The 17,239-nt window shown below is 51.2% G+C and carries 17 protein-coding genes, 1 tRNA gene and 1 pseudogene (1 of these 19 only partly in view); 8 read left to right on the plus strand and 11 right to left on the minus strand.

Annotated features, from left to right (window positions below; all coding sequences use genetic code 11):
- The 4 genes and pseudogenes from G7064_RS06390 to G7064_RS06405 form a co-directional block, all read right to left on the minus strand.
- A pseudogene (locus G7064_RS06390) lies at positions 1 to 1,120 on the minus strand (adenylosuccinate synthase); it reaches 151 nt to the left of the window's first position.
- The gene (locus G7064_RS06395; RefSeq protein WP_133272075.1) at positions 1,120 to 1,467 is read right to left on the minus strand and encodes an STAS domain-containing protein; all 348 of its coding nucleotides are present in this window, start codon (positions 1,465 to 1,467) and stop codon (positions 1,120 to 1,122) included. Before G7064_RS06395 ends, G7064_RS06390 begins: the two are co-directional and overlap by 1 nt.
- Positions 1,464 to 1,934, minus strand: a complete 471-nt coding sequence (locus tag G7064_RS06400) for a Fur family transcriptional regulator (RefSeq protein WP_133272074.1) — start codon at positions 1,932 to 1,934, stop codon at positions 1,464 to 1,466. The genes G7064_RS06395 and G7064_RS06400 overlap by 4 nt, the downstream gene beginning before the upstream one ends.
- Positions 1,935 to 2,146: 212 nt before the next feature.
- On the minus strand, positions 2,147 to 4,357 hold the full coding sequence (locus tag G7064_RS06405) for a RelA/SpoT family protein (RefSeq protein WP_133272073.1): 2,211 nt from the start codon (positions 4,355 to 4,357) through the stop codon (positions 2,147 to 2,149).
- A 314-nt stretch (positions 4,358 to 4,671) separates the two neighbouring features.
- Here G7064_RS06405 and G7064_RS06410 point away from each other — a divergent pair.
- The 4 genes from G7064_RS06410 to clpX all read left to right on the plus strand — a co-directional run bounded on the left by G7064_RS06410 (position 4,672) and on the right by clpX (position 8,433).
- A tRNA-Leu gene (locus tag G7064_RS06410) sits at positions 4,672 to 4,753 on the plus strand.
- A 108-nt stretch (positions 4,754 to 4,861) separates the two neighbouring features.
- A complete protein-coding gene (tig, locus tag G7064_RS06415; RefSeq protein WP_166072934.1) occupies positions 4,862 to 6,196 on the plus strand; it encodes a trigger factor in 1,335 nt (444 codons plus the stop codon).
- 103 nt (positions 6,197 to 6,299) lie between these two features.
- The gene (locus tag G7064_RS06420; protein WP_133272071.1) at positions 6,300 to 6,998 is read left to right on the plus strand and encodes a ClpP family protease; all 699 of its coding nucleotides are present in this window, start codon (positions 6,300 to 6,302) and stop codon (positions 6,996 to 6,998) included.
- Positions 6,999 to 7,206: 208 nt separating this feature from the next.
- Positions 7,207 to 8,433 (plus strand): ATP-dependent Clp protease ATP-binding subunit ClpX, encoded by a 1,227-nt coding sequence (gene clpX, locus G7064_RS06425; RefSeq protein WP_166072936.1) that lies wholly within the window; start codon positions 7,207 to 7,209, stop codon positions 8,431 to 8,433.
- A 107-nt stretch (positions 8,434 to 8,540) separates the two neighbouring features.
- Here the strand turns inward: clpX and lpxB are convergent, their stop codons facing one another.
- From lpxB to G7064_RS06445, 4 genes are all read right to left on the minus strand, one after another.
- On the minus strand, positions 8,541 to 9,650 hold the full coding sequence (gene lpxB / locus G7064_RS06430) for a lipid-A-disaccharide synthase (RefSeq protein ID WP_166072937.1): 1,110 nt from the start codon (positions 9,648 to 9,650) through the stop codon (positions 8,541 to 8,543).
- Positions 9,651 to 9,708: 58 nt separating this feature from the next.
- Positions 9,709 to 10,125 (minus strand): 6-pyruvoyl trahydropterin synthase family protein, encoded by a 417-nt coding sequence (locus G7064_RS06435; RefSeq protein ID WP_166072939.1) that lies wholly within the window; start codon positions 10,123 to 10,125, stop codon positions 9,709 to 9,711.
- A gap of 86 nt (positions 10,126 to 10,211) precedes the next feature.
- The gene (locus tag G7064_RS06440) at positions 10,212 to 11,219 is read right to left on the minus strand and encodes a FecCD family ABC transporter permease (protein ID WP_166072940.1); all 1,008 of its coding nucleotides are present in this window, start codon (positions 11,217 to 11,219) and stop codon (positions 10,212 to 10,214) included.
- Positions 11,216 to 11,971 (minus strand): ABC transporter substrate-binding protein, encoded by a 756-nt coding sequence (locus tag G7064_RS06445; protein ID WP_166072941.1) that lies wholly within the window; start codon positions 11,969 to 11,971, stop codon positions 11,216 to 11,218. Before G7064_RS06445 ends, G7064_RS06440 begins: the two co-directional genes overlap by 4 nt.
- Positions 11,972 to 12,386: 415 nt before the next feature.
- Here G7064_RS06445 and rfaD point away from each other — a divergent pair, with 415 nt between their 5' ends.
- From rfaD to G7064_RS06460, 3 genes are all read left to right on the plus strand, one after another.
- A complete protein-coding gene (rfaD, locus tag G7064_RS06450) occupies positions 12,387 to 13,352 on the plus strand; it encodes an ADP-glyceromanno-heptose 6-epimerase (protein WP_166072942.1) in 966 nt (321 codons plus the stop codon).
- Positions 13,353 to 13,532: 180 nt separating this feature from the next.
- Entirely contained in the window at positions 13,533 to 14,099 is a 567-nt protein-coding gene (locus G7064_RS06455; protein ID WP_166072943.1) for an FAD/NAD(P)-binding protein, read from the plus strand.
- Positions 14,024 to 14,863, plus strand: a complete 840-nt coding sequence (locus G7064_RS06460; RefSeq protein ID WP_166072944.1) for an FAD/NAD(P)-binding protein — start codon at positions 14,024 to 14,026, stop codon at positions 14,861 to 14,863. Before G7064_RS06455 ends, G7064_RS06460 begins: the two co-directional genes overlap by 76 nt.
- Positions 14,864 to 14,940: 77 nt before the next feature.
- Here G7064_RS06460 and G7064_RS06465 read toward each other — a convergent pair whose 3' ends face one another.
- The 3 genes from G7064_RS06465 to G7064_RS23000 all read right to left on the minus strand — a co-directional run bounded on the left by G7064_RS06465 (position 14,941) and on the right by G7064_RS23000 (position 16,376).
- Positions 14,941 to 15,198: a hypothetical protein gene (locus G7064_RS06465; protein WP_166072945.1), complete on the minus strand. Its 258-nt coding sequence runs from the start codon at positions 15,196 to 15,198 to the stop codon at positions 14,941 to 14,943.
- A 174-nt stretch (positions 15,199 to 15,372) separates the two neighbouring features.
- A complete protein-coding gene (locus G7064_RS22995; RefSeq protein WP_317172836.1) occupies positions 15,373 to 15,849 on the minus strand; it encodes a zinc-binding dehydrogenase in 477 nt (158 codons plus the stop codon).
- Positions 15,850 to 15,866: 17 nt separating this feature from the next.
- Complete coding sequence (locus tag G7064_RS23000; protein ID WP_317172837.1) at positions 15,867 to 16,376, minus strand: alcohol dehydrogenase catalytic domain-containing protein; 510 nt, start codon at positions 16,374 to 16,376, stop codon at positions 15,867 to 15,869.
- A 432-nt stretch (positions 16,377 to 16,808) separates the two neighbouring features.
- On the opposite strand from G7064_RS23000, the gene G7064_RS06475 reads away from it, so the two are divergent.
- On the plus strand, positions 16,809 to 17,219 hold the full coding sequence (locus tag G7064_RS06475; RefSeq protein ID WP_205711185.1) for a MarR family winged helix-turn-helix transcriptional regulator: 411 nt from the start codon (positions 16,809 to 16,811) through the stop codon (positions 17,217 to 17,219).
- The last annotated feature ends 20 nt before the right edge of the window (positions 17,220 to 17,239 follow it).

Consider the following 17,239-nt stretch of genomic DNA (forward strand, 5'->3'; position numbering starts at 1 on the left):
CCGGGCAATGTAGTATATACCGGAGTTAAGGTCTGCATTGCTTCGTAGTCTGGCAGGAGATCTGTATCCTGCCCATCTGGCGTCCGATAATGGGTGCATACCTGAATTTCAGCAAACTCATCAAGCACATCTGCCTTCATTAAGTGAAGTTCAGTTACACCATTCAGCATAATGCTATAGCGTAAAGAAGGCAAATCTATCCAACCGCAACGCCGCGGTCGACCAGTGGTAGAACCAAATTCACGACCTGCCTGACGTATCTGCTCCCCTACTTCATCATGTAGCTCAGTAGGGAATGGGCCGCTACCAACACGGGTACAATAGGCTTTGCTAATACCATATACTCGGTCAATATGACGGGGTGCAACGCCCAAACCTGTACAAGCGCCGGCAACGATAGTGCTAGACGAAGTGACAAATGGGTAGGTTCCAAAATCAACGTCTAGCAAAGAACCTTGAGCACCTTCAGCGAGAATGCGTTTTCCCTGTCTTAGCAAATCGTTCAGCAAGTACTCAGTATCACTGAGTTGAAGAGTACGCAGAAATTCGACTGCAGAGAAAAAATCCTCTTCTAAGGATTCAATCTCAAGATCTCGGCCGTGGAAAGACGCAAATTGTGCATGCCGGGCTACGGCTTCTGTGTACCGCTGCCGAAAGGTGGGCAACAATACATCCCCTACTCGTAAGCCTGTACGGCCAATCTTATCCTGATAAGTAGGACCAATACCTTTGAGAGTAGACCCAATTTTGCCCCCCCACGCATTTCTTCTGAAATACGATCAAGAGCACGATGAGAGGGGAGTATAAGCTGTGCTTTCTTAGAGATATATAAGTTGGGAGCCCAGTTTACTCCCCGATCAGTGAGCTTTTGCAGTTCACCCCGGAAAACCACGGGGTCAAGAACAACACCATTACCAACTACATTTATTATGTGTGAGTGGAAAATACCCGAAGGGACTTGGTGCAGCACATGCTTTAGGCCATCAAACGTAAGGGTATGACCAGCATTTGGCCCGCCCTGAAAACGGGCTACCACATCATATGTGGGGGCTAATACATCTACTATTTTGCCTTTCCCTTCATCTCCCCACTGTAATCCAACAAGTACGTCAACTGGCATTAGATTGTAGCTTTCAATTGTTCGGCAGCTGATGCGTCATCAGCCGCAATAATGAAAATGGCGTCGAGCTTGGTAATAACCAAAAGCTTACGAACGAGGTCGGAAGGATTGATCAGTACTAATTCGCCTCCTTGGTTGCGGAATTTTGTCAGAATGGATACCATTACCCCAATACCTGTGCTATTGATAAAACGCACATTAGACAGATCGATGGCACAGTGAATTATACCTTCACCAAGGTGATCATTGATGGTTTGCAGTAGAGGCTGGGAATCGGGGCTGCCGATGAGGTCGCCAGTGAGGCGAACGAAGAGGATACCGTCTTGAACGGCGGATTCAGTTTTCATTCAGGAAGTAAGCGGGCGGCTTTAGCGCGGCAATCGCCACAGACGCCATACAGATTCAAAGAGTGGTGCAAGATATGGAAATTCAAAAGCTCACCGACCATGGTTTGAATGCCATGAATGCGGGGGTCGCAGAATTCGACTACTTTGTGGCACTCCGTACAGATAACGTGATCGTGCTGCCGGTAGCCATATGACTTCTCATATTGAGCAAGGTTACGTCCGAATTGATGCTTGCTTACCAACCCATGTTCTACCAACAAGTCAAGCGTATTATATACTGTAGCTCGGCTCACTTGTAGGCCTTGGGCTTTCATGCCAGTATACAGCTCCTCAACATCAAAGTGACCGGTACGAGAATATATTTCCTCCAATATGGCATAGCGTTCGGAGGTCTTGCGCAATCCTTTATTCTCTAAGTAAGCGGTGAAAATTTTCTTCACCTCCTCAAATTTATCTCTATCAAGCATTCTGTAACCTTATATATAAGGAGTAACAAAGGTAAGGGGGTAAGGTGAGTTAGTAGTCTCAACTTTCGGGCGTTTGTCTAAATCACCAAATTCTTTCCAGCACTGGGGGGCTTTTCTGCCCATTGAATAATGATGAAGCCAATTACTGACCGCTAAAAAGCCCCCCAGCTTATTCTTTATACCAACTAGGGCTCACTAGGACTATTAAGAACTTATGTAGCGAAGCGCTCCACTAGCAGCACGCCATTCACTCTACTTAGGCGCTGAATCATTTTGTGCAAGTGGTCGGTATCATTGACAAAAACCATAATCTGCCCCTCAAACATTCCATCGTTCGAATCGATGGTGATGGAGCGCATATTGACTTTGAGGCTATTGGAAATAATACGCGTCACGTCATTGACCAAGCCTACCCGATCAGAACCCTTGATGCGGATACCAGCCAGAAAAGCCAGTTCCAACTGATCAGTCCACTTGGCACGCACAATGCGACTGCCGTAGTTCGACATGAGCTTTACAGCCTGCGGACAAGACGTTCGGTGAATGATAATGCCTTCGGTTTCTGTCTCGAAACCAAACACATCATCACCAGGAATCGGATTGCAGCAGGGGGCAATATGATAGTCGAACTTATCTGTGTGCTCACCAATAACGAGCATATTGGCATTCACGCCCCGAATCTTTTGTACTTCCTGATCGAAGGATCTTGGCGCCAAGGAAGAAGGCAACTGAGGCGATTCAATCGTTGGATCGAACAGTTCCACCTTGATTTCACGCCCGTCAAGTTGGCCGATTGCCAAGCGATAGAAGAAATCTTGTGCGTTGTAAATATTAAAGTGAGCCAGCAGGCGGTTTAAGTTTTCCTGGTTGTTCTCGATTCCCAACAGTTCCAGCCGCTTCTCTACCAGATAGCGTCCGTCCTCTGCTTTCGAGCGCTTATCATCACGCAGGTATTCTTTAATTTTTGAGCGGGCTTTCGACGTAATTACATACTGCAACCACTCCTCCGTAGGTCGTTGCTTGTGAGAAGTCAGGATTTCTACCTGATCACCGTTGCGGAGCTGATAGCTTAAAGGCTGCAGCTTCTGATTGACTTTGGCCCCCAAGCACTGTAAGCCAATTTGCGAGTGAATATCAAAGGCAAAATCAAGCGCTGTTGCCTTATCTGGCAAAATCACCAGCTTGCCTTTGGGTGTGAAAGCATACACCTCTTTAACAAAGAGATTCTGCCTAAACTCATCCATGAACTCCAGCGCGCTTGAATTATTGGTTTCAAGCATCTCACGCACCTTCGCAATCCAAGCCTCCAGCGTCGATTCCGCTTGCACGGTGCCGGTATCCTTGTATTTCCAATGCGCGGCGTAGCCCTTCTCGGCGATGTCGTCCATACGCTTAGAGCGTATCTGCACCTCCACCCACTGCCCCGTGCGCGACATGACCGTAGTGTGTAGGCTTTCGTAACCATTGGCCTTGGGCGTACTTACCCAATCGCGCAGGCGGTCGGGGTTAGGCTGATAAAAGTCGGTAACGATCGAATACACCTGCCAACAAGCGGCTTTTTCTTGCTCCTGCGGTACATCCAGAATGACGCGAATGGCAAACAAATCATACACCTCATCGAAGGTTACGTTCTGCTTGCGCATTTTGCGCAGAATGGAATAAATCGATTTGGGGCGGCCTTTAATCTCAAAATCGAAGCCCTGATCTTTCAATTCCTCGTCGATAGGCGCGACAAACTCCTTAATAAAGCGATTACGCGCGCTACGACTCTGGCGCACCTTCGTCACCAAGTCATTATAGACTTCGGTATCGGTGTACTTTAAGTACAGATCCTCTAGCTCAGTTTTGATGGCATATAGCCCCAGACGATGCGCTAGCGGAGCGTATAGGTAAATAGTTTCGGAGGCTATTTTGAGTTGCTTATGCCGGGGCATCGACTCCAGCGTGCGCATATTATGCAACCGGTCGGCAAGCTTTATCAAAATGACGCGTACATCCTCGGAAAGGGTAAGCAGCATTTTGCGAAAGTTCTCGGCTTGCTCGCTGGTACCGTAGTCGAACACGCCTGAAATTTTGGTTAGCCCGTCAATAATGCGCGCCACCTTAGGTCCAAACTCACGCTCAACATCCGATATTTCCATCGGCGTATCCTCTACTACGTCATGCAGCAGCGCCGAAACAATACTCGTGGTGCCCAGCCCGATTTCCTCCACGGCAATCTGCGCTACCGCCAACGGATGCAGAATATATGGCTCGCCGGACTTGCGACGCATATTCTTATGCGCCTCCAACGATGTATTAAAAGCTTTTTTAATAAGCTTAGCATCGTTGCCGTGCAAGTACGGCTTAGCGGTACGAAGTAAGCGGCGGTAATGCCGCAGAATCTCGTTGCGCTCTACTTCAGGATCAATAAGGGTAGCCATGTAAGCGGGCGGAGCAAATACTCCGTAGTTATCTGCGAAAGTACGAACTCAGCGTATGATTAGTGGGCGAGTTGCATTTATAACAACCCAGCAGCATAAAAAGGTGCGGCTCAACTCCTGGGGGGCAAAATCAGGCTTAAGAAGACTAGATTGCTATCCGAATGAAAGCGAGCAGCACTGAATTTTATTAAATAAAGTGCGCGGGGGGCAAATTTGCGCGGGTTTACTATAATCCTTCTCTACTCATTGCGGAGTTGGTTTGAATTTCCCAACTCGTTGCGTAGCTTTGCGGCCCCGAGGCAGTTGGCCTTGCGGCGGATGTGGCGAAATTGGTAGACGTGCCAGACTTAGGATCTGGTGCCGCAAGGCGTGTGGGTTCGAGTCCCTCCATCCGCACATATTAGTTTAAAGAATGCCCAAACCCTCAACCCAAACGTTGGGGGTTTCTTTTTCGCCGGCTGCCGGCCCGTTTCATTTCCGTTACCCTTTAACCGACCACCTGTTTTGGATATTACCCTCGATAAAAACGACGACCAGCTTAGTGCCATCCTGACAGTACACCTGACTGAGGCCGATTATGCTGCCACAGTTGATAACAAGCTCAAGGACTACAGCAAGAGAGCGCAAATCAAAGGGTTCCGGCCGGGTAAAGTACCCGTAGGCTTAGTTCGTAAGATGTACGGAAAGAGCATTCTGGTGGAAGAAATCAACGGTTTGCTAGGCAAAGCAGTTGATAATTATATCAAAGAAAACAACGTGCGCATTCTGGGCGAGCCCCTGCCCGTGGCCAGCGATATTGACTTTGACACGCAGAAGGATTTCGATTTCAAGTTCGAATTGGGCTTACTTCCTGATTTTGAGCTGCCTGCTGATCAAACACTGAATGTGGAGCGTCATCAAATAGGTGTTGACGAGGCTACATTACAGGAAACCTACGACCAGATTTCTCGCCAGTATGGTGAGAGCACCAACCCCGAGGCGTCGGAAGCTACTGATTACCTCTATGGTAAGCTCAAAAAAGCTGATGAGGAAGGCGAAGGCCGCACGGTGTTGCTGCCTATTAATAAGGTAAAGAACAACGTCGATAAATTTATCGGTGTAAAGCCTAATGATTCCGTGACCTTCGATTTGAAGGACGCTTTCAATGGCGATGCTTCTGCTATTGCCAACTTCTCCGGCCTTTCGAAAGATGAGGCTGCCAACGCAAGCGGCGAATACGTGCTGAACGTTGAGAAAATCAACCGCACGACCAAGCCCGAGTTGGATCAGGAGTTGTTCGACAAAGTTTTCGGCAAGGACATCATTACTTCTCGCGAGGAATTCGATGAGAAAGTGCGCACTACGGTACAGGAGAACTACGATCGTGAGGCTGATGGCCTGCTTAACCGCCAGATAGTGGACCAGATGGTAAATAATACGACCATCGAAGTTCCCAAGGAATTCTTCAAGAAGTGGCTAGTACGTGCCAACAAAGGCAAACTCACTGAAGAGCAGGTAGAAGAGCACTACGACGACTACGAGCGCGAGTTGAAGTGGTCGATGATTCGCAATAAAGTAGTAGAGGAACAGGGCCTGAAGGTGTCGAACGACGAAATCGTAGAGCGCACTATGCAGAAGATTTTGGGTCAGTTCAACATGGAAATGACGCCAGAACTGCAGGATTCTATCCGCAGCTTCGCCGACAATTACTTGAAGCAGGAAAATGGCAAAAACTACGTAGACGAGTATGAGGCCATTCTGGCAGAGAAAGTACTTGAAAACCTGCGCGGCAAAGTTGTTGTTACTGATAAGCCGATTTCGGCTGAGGACTTCCGGAATCAGGCAGCTAGTCAACGCTAGTCTGTCGGTTTTCTAACCCACAAAAAAGCCCTTACTTGCCGTTAGGGCTTTTTTGTTGCCCAACGGCTTCGCTTTTACACTTCTTCTCCCATTATTATTTGCCATGCTGAATAAACAAGAATTCCGCAAGTTTGCTGTTAAAGGCCAAGGCTTGAGCGGCTTGGGTGTCGATCAATACCTGCATCACATGGAAGGCCAGATGCGCCATTCCGTGACGGGCATGACCCGGTCGGTAATTGAGGAGCGTCCTACCCGCTTTGCTGAGATTGACGTATTCTCTCGCCTGATCATGGACCGCATCGTATTCCTGGGTACGGCCGTTGACGATTATATTGCCAATATCATCACCGCTCAGTTGCTTTTCCTAGAGTCAGCGGACGCCAAAAAGGATATTCTGCTCTACATCAACTCACCCGGTGGCTCGGTGTATGCCGGCCTGGGTATTTATGATACCATGCAATATGTGGGTCCTGATGTGGCTACTATCTGCACTGGTCTAGCTGCGTCGATGGGCGCAGTACTGCTGGCTGGTGGTGCCAAAGACAAGCGTTCAGCCCTCCCCCACGCTCGCGTTATGATTCACCAACCTTCTGGTGGTGCCCAAGGTCAGTCTTCTGATATCGAAATCACCGCTCGCGAGATCCTGAAGCTCAAAAAAGAGCTGTACGACATTCTGGCGCAGCACACTGGTAAGACATATCAGGAAATTCATGACAACTCCGACCGTGACTACTGGATGCGTGCTGATGAAGCCAAGGAATATGGCCTGATTGATGAAGTGCTTGAGCGCAAAGTAGCTTAAGCTGTCTTTGTTGATCGATCTATACGACGGTCTAATCTAAATTGAAATCCCATTTCTGGCCTAAAAACCAGGGATGGGATTTTTACTTTTAAATAGAAGCCCTACGGAAGGGCAACTTTTTTTTGTACGCAGGGCGTTAGCCTTTTGTACCTTTGATGCCGCTCCAGCGTGAGCGGAGATTACCTATCCTATTCTGATAATCCAGGCAATGGCAGATATTACGTGCTCCTTCTGCGGTAAGAGCAAAAAAGACGTCTCGGTAATGATTTCCGGCATCAACGCGCACATCTGTGAGCGTTGTGTGGGTCAGGCCCAGCAGATATTGAACGAAGAGAACAAAATTCGCTCAAATAGCAAGACGCCAAAATTTAACCTCGTGAAGCCGCGCGAGATGAAGGAGTATCTGGATCAGTACGTGGTTGGTCAGGATGAAGCGAAAAAGGTGATGTCAGTGGCGGTGTACAACCACTACAAGCGCCTGATGCAGAAACCCGCCACCAAGGATGATGTAGTAATCGAGAAGTCAAACATCATCATGGTCGGCGAAACCGGAACGGGTAAAACCTTTCTGGCGCGTATGCTGGCCAACATTCTGCAAGTGCCCTTTTGTATTGCCGATGCTACTGTGCTTACGGAGGCCGGTTATGTAGGAGAAGATGTAGAAAGCATTCTGACTCGCCTGCTCCAATCAGCTGATTACAATGTAGAGGCTGCCGAGCGCGGCATCGTTTATATCGACGAAATTGACAAAATCGCTCGTAAAAGCGACAACCCTAGCATCACGCGCGACGTGAGTGGCGAGGGTGTACAGCAGGCAATGCTGAAGCTCCTAGAAGGCACTACAGTGAATGTACCGCCCCACGGTGGCCGCAAACACCCTGAGCAAAAGATGATTACGGTGAACACCGAAAACATCCTGTTTATCTGCGGGGGGGCTTTTGTTGGTATCGAGCGCATCATTAAGAGCCGCTTGAACACTAAGCCCATGGGCTTCTCCAAAACGATGTTGGACGAGAAGGTCGATACCCAGAATTTCCTGCGCTACGTGACGGCTGTGGATTTGAAGCAGTTTGGGCTTATTCCTGAGCTGATTGGCCGCTTGCCCGTACTTACTCACCTTAATCCGCTCGACCACGCTACGTTGCGTAAGATTCTGACGGAGCCTAAGAACTCAATCGTAAAGCAGTATCAGCGCTTATTTGAGATGGAAAACATCAAGCTTTCCTTCTCTGAGGCGGCTATGGAATACATTGTTGTGAAAGCCGACGAATATCGTCTTGGTGCTCGCGGCTTGCGCTCTATCTGCGAAAGCATCATGACAGATGCCATGTTTGATATGCCTTCTGAAACGGATGTTCAGGAACTCGTTATCGACTTGGATTACGCGCAAAGCAAATTCGAGAAGTCACCTCTGAAGCAATTGCGAGCAGCTTAGTGGATTACAGCATTGCTTAAAAAGGAAAGACCCAAGGATATATCCTTGGGTCTTTCCTTTTTAAGCAATGCTGTAAAAATTGAACTGTTACAGACGTGCTGAATCTACTACTGTAAATATCCTACTATCAGCTTGGCAGCTTTCTGCGCGGCATTGCTACGCCCAAGCTTCTCTCGCAGCTCGGCATAATCGGCTTTTTGGCGAGCGATGTATTCTGGATTCTCCAAAATATTTTTCAATTCTTGCACCAGATTACGGGAGTTGAACTCACCCTGAATCAATTCTTTCACGACTTCTTTGCCAGCCACTAAGTTCACCAGGGAAATATAGGGCACCTTAATTAAGGCTTTGGCAATGGTGTAGGAAACAATGCTGGTGCTGTAACACACCACCTGCGGCACATCGAAGAGCGCGGTTTCGAGGGTAGCCGTACCGGACGTAACCATAGCTCCATCGGCGTGCCGAAGCAGATCGTAGGTTTGGTCGGAGACGATGGTGATGTTATCGCTGCGTTGGAAGTTCTGATAGTAGTTGCGGTCCAGATTGGAGACGGCAGCAATAACGAACTGGTAATTTAGAAACGGCGGCAGCACCGAAAGCATCACATAGAGCATGCTCTCAATTTCCTGCTTGCGCGAGCCAGGCAGAACGGCAATAATGGGCTTATTAGCCGGAATGCGGTTTCGTTCGCGGAAGTCAGTCGAGGCTTCGTGCTCGGCAATGGCATCAACGGTGGGGTTACCAATGTAATCGACATCATAGCCAAAACGCTGGTAGAATTCCTGCTCGAAAGGTAAGATGACAAACATCTTATCGACCACAGCTTTCACCGTATGGACGCGGCCTTGGTTCCAGGCCCAGATTTTAGGCGAGATGTAATAAAACACCTTGATGCCGTGCTGCTTAGCAAACTTGGCAACCCGCAGGTTGAAACCCGCATAATCAACCAGAATCAAAACGTCAGGCTTATACGCTAGCAAATCGCGCTGACATTCTTTCAGGAATCCGCGAAACTTGAGGATGCTGGTGGCCGCTTCCAGGAAGCCCATAATGGCCATTTCCTGGTAATGATGGACTAATTTGCACCCCGCAGCCTCCATCATATCGCCGCCCCAGCACCGGAATTCGGCCGCGGCATCTTCTGTGCGTAGAGCACGCATCAGGTTGGCGGCGTGAAAATCTCCGGAACGCTCGCCGGCAATGAGGTAATATTTCAATGGGTACAGAATTGAATAGGTGACAGATTATTCAGATGACGCTCACCGTAATAACCCTTTACTCGCCGTAATATTCTACGAAGTTCCGAGGCGTTTCGTACAGTTTGATGCAGTGGAGTTGAGCAGAGGAGATAGAGCCTAATTCGCGCGTCAGGATTTCCCAAAACGCCACTACCAAGTTTTCGGTGCTGGCCATTTTGCCCTGCATAAAGGGCACATCCAGGTTAAGATTTTTGTGATCTACCTGATCGGTAATATGCTCGCGGATGAGGTTACTGAGTTGCTTGAGGTCGATTACGAAGCCGGTCTCCGGGTCGGGCTGGCCTTTTACGGTTACGATGAGGTCGTAATTGTGGCCGTGCCAGTTGGTATTGGCGCAGGGACCAAATACTTCGCGGTTGCGCTCGTCGGACCAGTTGGGGTTGTGCAGCTTGTGCGCGGCATTGAAATGCTCCTGGCGGCTGACGTAAATCATTTGTGGCGGTTCTAGTAAAATAATAGGCGGATGCGAAAGAAGCTGAAACGGGAATGAAATGACTAACAGCGCAGCAGATCAGCTTCTCAAAGCGCGACGCGCTTTTTCCGCAGCAAATATACGAAGAACGGTACGCCGAAAAGGGCGGTGATCAAGCCTACCGGAAGTCCAGCGGGCGGGTAGAGCAAGCGGGCCAGTAAGTCGCAGGCCAGCATAAAATTGCCCCCCAGCAAGGCGCAGAACAATAAATTGGCCCTACCCGTGACGCCCAACAGCCAGCGTGTAAGGTGAGGAATCATCAGCCCGACAAAACCGATAGGGCCACAAAGCGCCACAATACAGCCCGTTAGACCGGAAGCGGTGAGGATGAGTATCCAACGCAGGCGCGTCACATTCAGGCCCAACGCCTGGGCGCGCTCCTCCCCTAGCAGCAACACATTCAGGTCTTTCTGCAGAAAAGTAAAAAGCAATAATGCCCCGCCAACGGCCACGGCCGGGTAGGGCAACAGGTTCCAGCCGGCTCGTTCGAAGCTTCCCATCGCCCAAAAAATAACGGTGCTCAGCTTGGCGTCGGTGGCGGCCAGAAATGTAACCAGACTGCCAATAGCCGCGGTGAGCGCGCCTACGGCCACTCCGGCCAGTAGTAGTTGGGCTGGCCGAAGTTGGCCCTGCTGAGTGCCCAGCGTGACTACAACTATCGTGGTGAGTAACGCGCCGGCCAGGGCGGCTAAGGGCGGCAGATAAAAGCCTCCCAGCACTAGGGTATCCAGAAAAGCAAAGCACAGAATGGCCCCTAGTGATGCACCGGAAGCCGTTCCGAGCAAATACGGATCGGCGAGGGCATTATTGACCATGGCTTGCATTAGATAGCCACTAAAAGCCAGCCCCGCGCCGGCCAGCAGGGCCAGAAGCAGGCGCGGCAGGCGCAATTGAACCAATACTAACTGCACCGGATCGGTGGGGTCGTAATGACTTAGGGCGCGCCAGATGATGGCATAATCAGTTTCGAAGCTGCCCACCCGAAGCCCGACAATCAAGAGCAAAATGGTAAGTAGCAGGCTGGCCAACAGCCAGGGACCCACGCGGCGGCTCATAGCTGAGCCGGACTTTGGCGCAACAACTGCTGGAGTTCCCGCACCGATTCTACTACGCGCGGACCGGGGCGCTCCATTAGGTTGCCGTTGATGCCGTACACTTTCCGCGTCTGGTAGGCTCGGATGCGGCGTAGCTCCGGATAGCTATTGAAGAATGTGCTATCGAGCTTACCGAAACTACCGCCTAGCAGCACATCGGGGTTAAGCTGCAGAATGTACTCGCGGGTGAGCGCTGGATAGGGCTGTGTAAACTTCTCAACTACCGCATTTTGCCCCCCAGCCCGCCAAACTTTGTCCGTAAACAATGTATTCTGGCCGTACACGTAAATGGGGTCCTGCCAAGTAATGGCCAGCACTTTGGGTCGTGAGCTATTTGTTGTTTGCTGTTCCAGCTGCTTGAGTTCTGCGGCCAACGAGTCGGTGAGGCGGCGCGCTTGGGGCTCGCGGTGCAGAATGCGGCCAATATCACGCAGGCCGCGCAGCACATCAGGCACAGTGGTATAGCGTTGGTAATACACTTGCACGCCGAGTTGCTGAAGGCGCGTGGCATCATCGAGCGAGGTGATACCTTCTACTGTAAACACGATATCGGGCTGGAGAGCTACCAAGCGCTCCATATCCAGAGGGTAGCTATTCACAACAGGCTTACTCAGCACCGCATTCGGAAAGTCACACACCTGAGTACGACCAATAATAGTAGCGGTATCGGCCACGGCATACAGCATCTCGGTCATGGATGGGGCCAGAGCCATAATGCGCCGCGGATGCGTGGGCACCACCACGGGCCGCCCAAGGTCGTCGCGCAGGTGCTGGGGGCATTTTTGGTGGCCGCAGTGGCTTGAGGGGCTTTTTGATCTGAATTACACGCCGTGAGCACTAGCCCAAACGGGAAGAAAGCCAGGAATTGAAGCAAAAAACGATGCATAGCACAAAGATGGTGATTTCACTTGCCTCACAGCTATTTGATAGAACGTCACTCTAGCCCGTCATGCCGAGTAGAGCGAAGCATCTCGCGTGCTGATGGTGGGTTACTAATCCAACTAAACACGCGAGATGCTTCGCTCTGCTCTGCATGACGTTCTATTTGTGCATGATCTGCCAGTATGTTCATGAGGATTGAAAGTCTACTCCATGGCTTTTGCCTACTTTTAAGGCAAAATTAGCCCTATGATCGTCGTCACTGGGGCCGCCGGCTTTATCGCCAGCTGCCTTGTCACCCGCCTGAATGCCGCCAATTTCAATGATATTGTGGTGGTCGATAATTTCACCGTGGAGCGCAAGCTTGCCAACCTCAAAGGCAAGCGCCTGCGCGAGTACGTGGACCGCACCGATTTTTTTGCGTGGCTCGACAAAAACCACGAGCAGGTAGAGTTCATCTTCCACCTCGGCGCCCGCACCGATACCACCGAGAAGAGTCGTGAAATCCTGGATTTGCTGAATCTGGAGTACTCTAAAAAGGTGTGGCAGGCCTGCTGCCAATACCAGCTGCCGCTGGTGTACGCTTCGTCGGCGGCTACGTATGGCTCGGGCACGCTGGGCTACGCCGATGAAGACGCGCTGCTGCCGTTGCTACGGCCACTCAACCCCTATGGAGAGTCAAAAAATGACTTCGACAACTGGGCCGTCGCGCAGACTGAAAAGCCATTTTTTTGGGCCGGCTTAAAGTTTTTCAACGTGTATGGGCCCAATGAATACCACAAAGGCCGCATGGCCTCGGTGATATTTCACGCCTATGAGCAAATTCGGCGTACGGGATCCATGGAGCTATTCCGCTCTCACAACCCTGAGTACGCCGATGGCGAGCAGAAGCGCGACTTTGTGTATGTGAAGGACGTGTGCGAGGTGTGCTATTTTCTGATGCACCACCGCAAAAATTCGGGCATTTATAACTTGGGCAGCGGCGAGGCGCGCACCTTCTTAGATCTGGCGCTGAACACGTTCGCGGCCCTTAATCAAACAGCGGACATTCGTTTTAAAGACACGCCCGAAGACATTCGCGACACTTATCAATACTTCACGCAGGCCGAAATGCAGAAGCTGCGCAGCATTGGCTATGATCGGCCATTCACGCGGCTCGAGGATGGCATTCAAGACTATGTGCAGAATTATTTAGTGAGCGGCGCTTATTTATAAATCAGTCGGTCTCCTTTTTCTGGCTAACTAAAAACAGCCTGACCTTGGTAAACTCTTGGTCAGGCTGTCCGTTTTAAAGCCTGAGCTTCCTCCTGCTTTTACTCTTTCACCCGTTTCTACTGCACTTGCATGCCCCAGCGATGTACCATTACGATAATAGGCGCGGGGTTTTCGGGTTCCATGTTGGCTGTACAGTTTGCCCACGCGAACGGCCACTATCCTTACGACATACACCTGGTTGACCCGCGTCCCGCGCCGGGACTGGGTTTAGCTTATTCGGCGCCGCGGCCGGAGTATTTGCTGAATGTGCGGGCGGGCCGTATCAGCGCCTTTCCTGATAAGCCACAGCATTTCGTGGAATGGCTACGGGCAAAAGGCCTGCCGGGCGACGAAGACGTTTTTTATCCGCGCCAGACGTATGGGCAGTACATCCAGGAATGCGTCAGTCAGGTTCTGGGCGAGGCGAGCAACGGGATTCGGATTCAATGGCATTCTCAGGCAGCAATAGCCGCCACCATCGATAAGACAGATAATACGGCGTTGGTAGAGCTTGCTGATGGCCACGTGTTGCGCAGTCACCGCGTGGTATTAGCACTGGGCAATTTCCCGCCAATTGGGCTTACTAGTGCGGGATTGGGGGGCAAATTTCCTCCCAACTATCATCCTAATCCGTGGACGCCCGGCGCACTGACCGGAATTGCCCCCAGGATTCGGTTTTGCTTATTGGCACCGGCCTTACGTCCGTAGATGTACTCATGGCTTTGCACGCCGATGAGCATCAAGGGCCAATTATCGCCGTTTCGCGTCATGGCTGGTGGCCAACGGTGCACGGCCCAGGACAGCATGCGCAGTACCCCAGTTTTTATGCTTCCGATTTAGCTCATCTCACAGATGTAGGCGCGGTAGTACGCGTAGTGCGTCAGCACATCCGCGCGGCCCAAGCTGCTGGTTACAACTGGCGGGATGTGCTGGACTCGCTTCGCCCTGATCTGGGGCGGATATGGACTAATTGGCCGCTACCGGAGCAGGAGCGTTTTCTGCGTCATGTATCATCTCTGTGGTCGGTGGTGCGGCACCGAAGCCCGGAGCAGAATGTAGCAGTAGTAGAGCAGCTGCGAAGCCGCGGACAGCTTCAAACCCACTTGGGCCGCGTGCGCCAAATTGCCCCCCAAGGCTCCGACTTAAGTGTTGAAATAACGCACGGCAGCCAACAAGCGCAGCTTTTAGCTCGTCATGTCATTGCCTGCACTGGTCCTTTACTCGACTACAGCCGCGTGCAAGATCCACTTATAAAAGGCCTCCGGGAAGCACAGCATCTTGTTTCCGACCCGTTGCGTTTGGGCATTCAGACCGACGAGCACGGAGCACTCCTGGATGCTGACGGGAAGGCCTCTTCGCTGTTTTTCACCTTGGGACCCAGCCGACGCCCTGCCTATTTCGAATCGACAGCCGTGCCGGAGCTACGGGAGCAGGCGGCTGCACTGGCTCAGCACGTTCTTAGCCAGCTGTAAACGTACGTTTTCCAAACCTGCCAGCAACAAAAAAGGGCGCCACATATGGCGCCCTTTTTTGTTGCTCGATTAGTAGTCTAAGCCGCTTCGGCATACATAGGAACTACCGGCGTTTCGGGAGTAATGGTAGTGCCTTCAGGAGCAACTGCGTCCGAGGCATTGCGACGGATAGCACGCAGCAACAAATACTTGTACTCTTCCGCGTCAGCTAACGCTTCTTCCAGCGCCCGCAATGCATCGTAGTAGGTAACGACCGGCACCGACTCATCAGTTTCGCCGGTAGGATAAGTCAGTTGAAAAACCGGACCAGTAAGGTATTCAGCGGGTGATTTCATAGCTAGAGCAGTAAGGTATACATCAGAAAAGCAGTCAAAAAGACAACAGCTTCAGCACCGTTTTCATTCCCTGATCCGCCTATTATCAGCTTGTATTTTTCCGCAGATTACTATCTGGAACACCGCCTCTACTTACTCTATTTTAGCCTTCTTTAAAAGCCCGAAATCCGCGCTCTAGTCCTTAATTCTAAGGACAACTTTACCGAACTGTGCGCCGTCGGCCAGACGGCGAATGGCAGCTTCTCCCTCGGCGAGCGGAAATACCTGATCTACGACCGGAACAATCTGCTTTTCCTCTACCAAACTCACCATAGCGGCAAAATCTTGCTCCGTGCCCATTGTGGAGCCGAGGATGGTGAGTTGCTTCCAGAATACCTTTGCCGGCGGTACCTGCGGAATAGTCCCCAGCGTGCCACCAAAGAACACGATACGACCGCCAGGTGCGGCAGCATCAAGCAAGGCATTGAAGCTGGGACCAGCAGCACTGTCTATAATCACGTCAAAAAGCCCCCCAGCCTCCTTCGTGAGGTCGGCCACCCAGTTTTCGTCGTTGTAATTGGCTCCACCTTTCGCACCTAGCTCTTGGGCCTGAGCCAGCTTTTCAACCGAACTGGACGTTACCCACACCTCGGCGCCGCGTGCTACGGCCATTTGCAGCGCCAGCACTGCTACTCCCCACCGATACCCGTGATGAGTACTCGCTCGCCCGCCTGCAATTCTGCTCGGGTGAAGGCTGCGCGGTAAGCTGTAAGCCCGCCAAGGGGCAGCGCAGCGGCTTGCTCAAAGCTCAAATGGGCCGGCATGGCTCGCACATAGTGGGCGGGAACGCTGATGTACTCAGCAAACGTACCCTGATCGGGCAAGCCCAGAATCTTGAAGTTTTTCGCTTGCGCCCTCGGGTTATCGCCCCAGTTATGGCCCGGGTTGATAACTACCGCTTGGCCTAACAGCGACTCATCGCCTCCCTCTCCCACGGCGCTTACTACGCCAGCTCCATCGGAACCCAGAATGCACGGGAATTTAAGGCCACCATATTGCCCCTTCTGAATCCAGACATCGCGGTGATTGAAGGCCGCGGCCCGAAGTTCTACCAGCACTTCGCCAGCGGCTGGTGTGGGGGTAGGTACTTCCTGAATAACTAGTGGCTGGTTGATGCCATCAAGCTGTAAAACTTGCATGAATGTAGCGTAAGTGAAGGAATAGAATTTAGTACGCAGAGAAAGCAAAAAGCGCACACATAGTTATAGTAAATATGATTACTATAATCTCGATTACTACTCACCTTACTAATGAAATACGCTCTAATTGACTCAGATCAAGCTTTCTCTCCTCTGGTGAGAGCGCGATATCTGGCTTGTTGGCTTTCCATGCATGCTGTGCTGGCAGGGCGCTATGATCTGATTAGTTAATCGCGGCGGCAGCTCGAATGTACTGATTCCTTTGAGAGATCAAACATGGCTTAAAAAATTACTGGGGGGCTTTTTAAGCACCATTATGCACCTGTCCGTATGATGGAACGGCAGGTTCTGTTCACTTACTTTTCATGACTACGCACGATGGTTGCCCAATCGCTTTTTTCCTTTGAAAGCCCGGATGACAGCCCTGGCTTTTTGCTTTGGCAGGTCAGCAATCATTGGCAGCGGGAAATAAAGAAGGCACTGGAGCAATTCGGGCTTACCCATGCTCAGTTTGTGGTGCTGGCGGCAGCCTATTGGCTGGGGCAGCAGGGTACAATTACGCAGACGGACTTAGCAGCCCACGCCCGCATCGATAAGATGATGACCAGTAAGCTGCTCCGTACACTGCAGGCCAAAGGCCTACTTCTGCGCGCTGAACATGCCACCGATACCCGCGCCAAAGCCATAAGTCTTACTCCGGCGGGTGTACGGGCGGCGGTGCAGGCCGCATGGGCCGTAGAAGAATTTGAGAGTCGGTTTTTCGCCTCTATGGGTGCCGATGCGGCGGTGCTCAAGCAGCTAAAAACATTGCTGCCCGCCGTCACCGAGGCGGCAACTACATAGGCTTGCTGGACGCTCCGAGT

The organism is Hymenobacter sp. HDW8 (assembly GCF_011305775.1).
GTDB lineage: Bacteria > Bacteroidota > Bacteroidia > Cytophagales > Hymenobacteraceae > Hymenobacter > Hymenobacter radiodurans.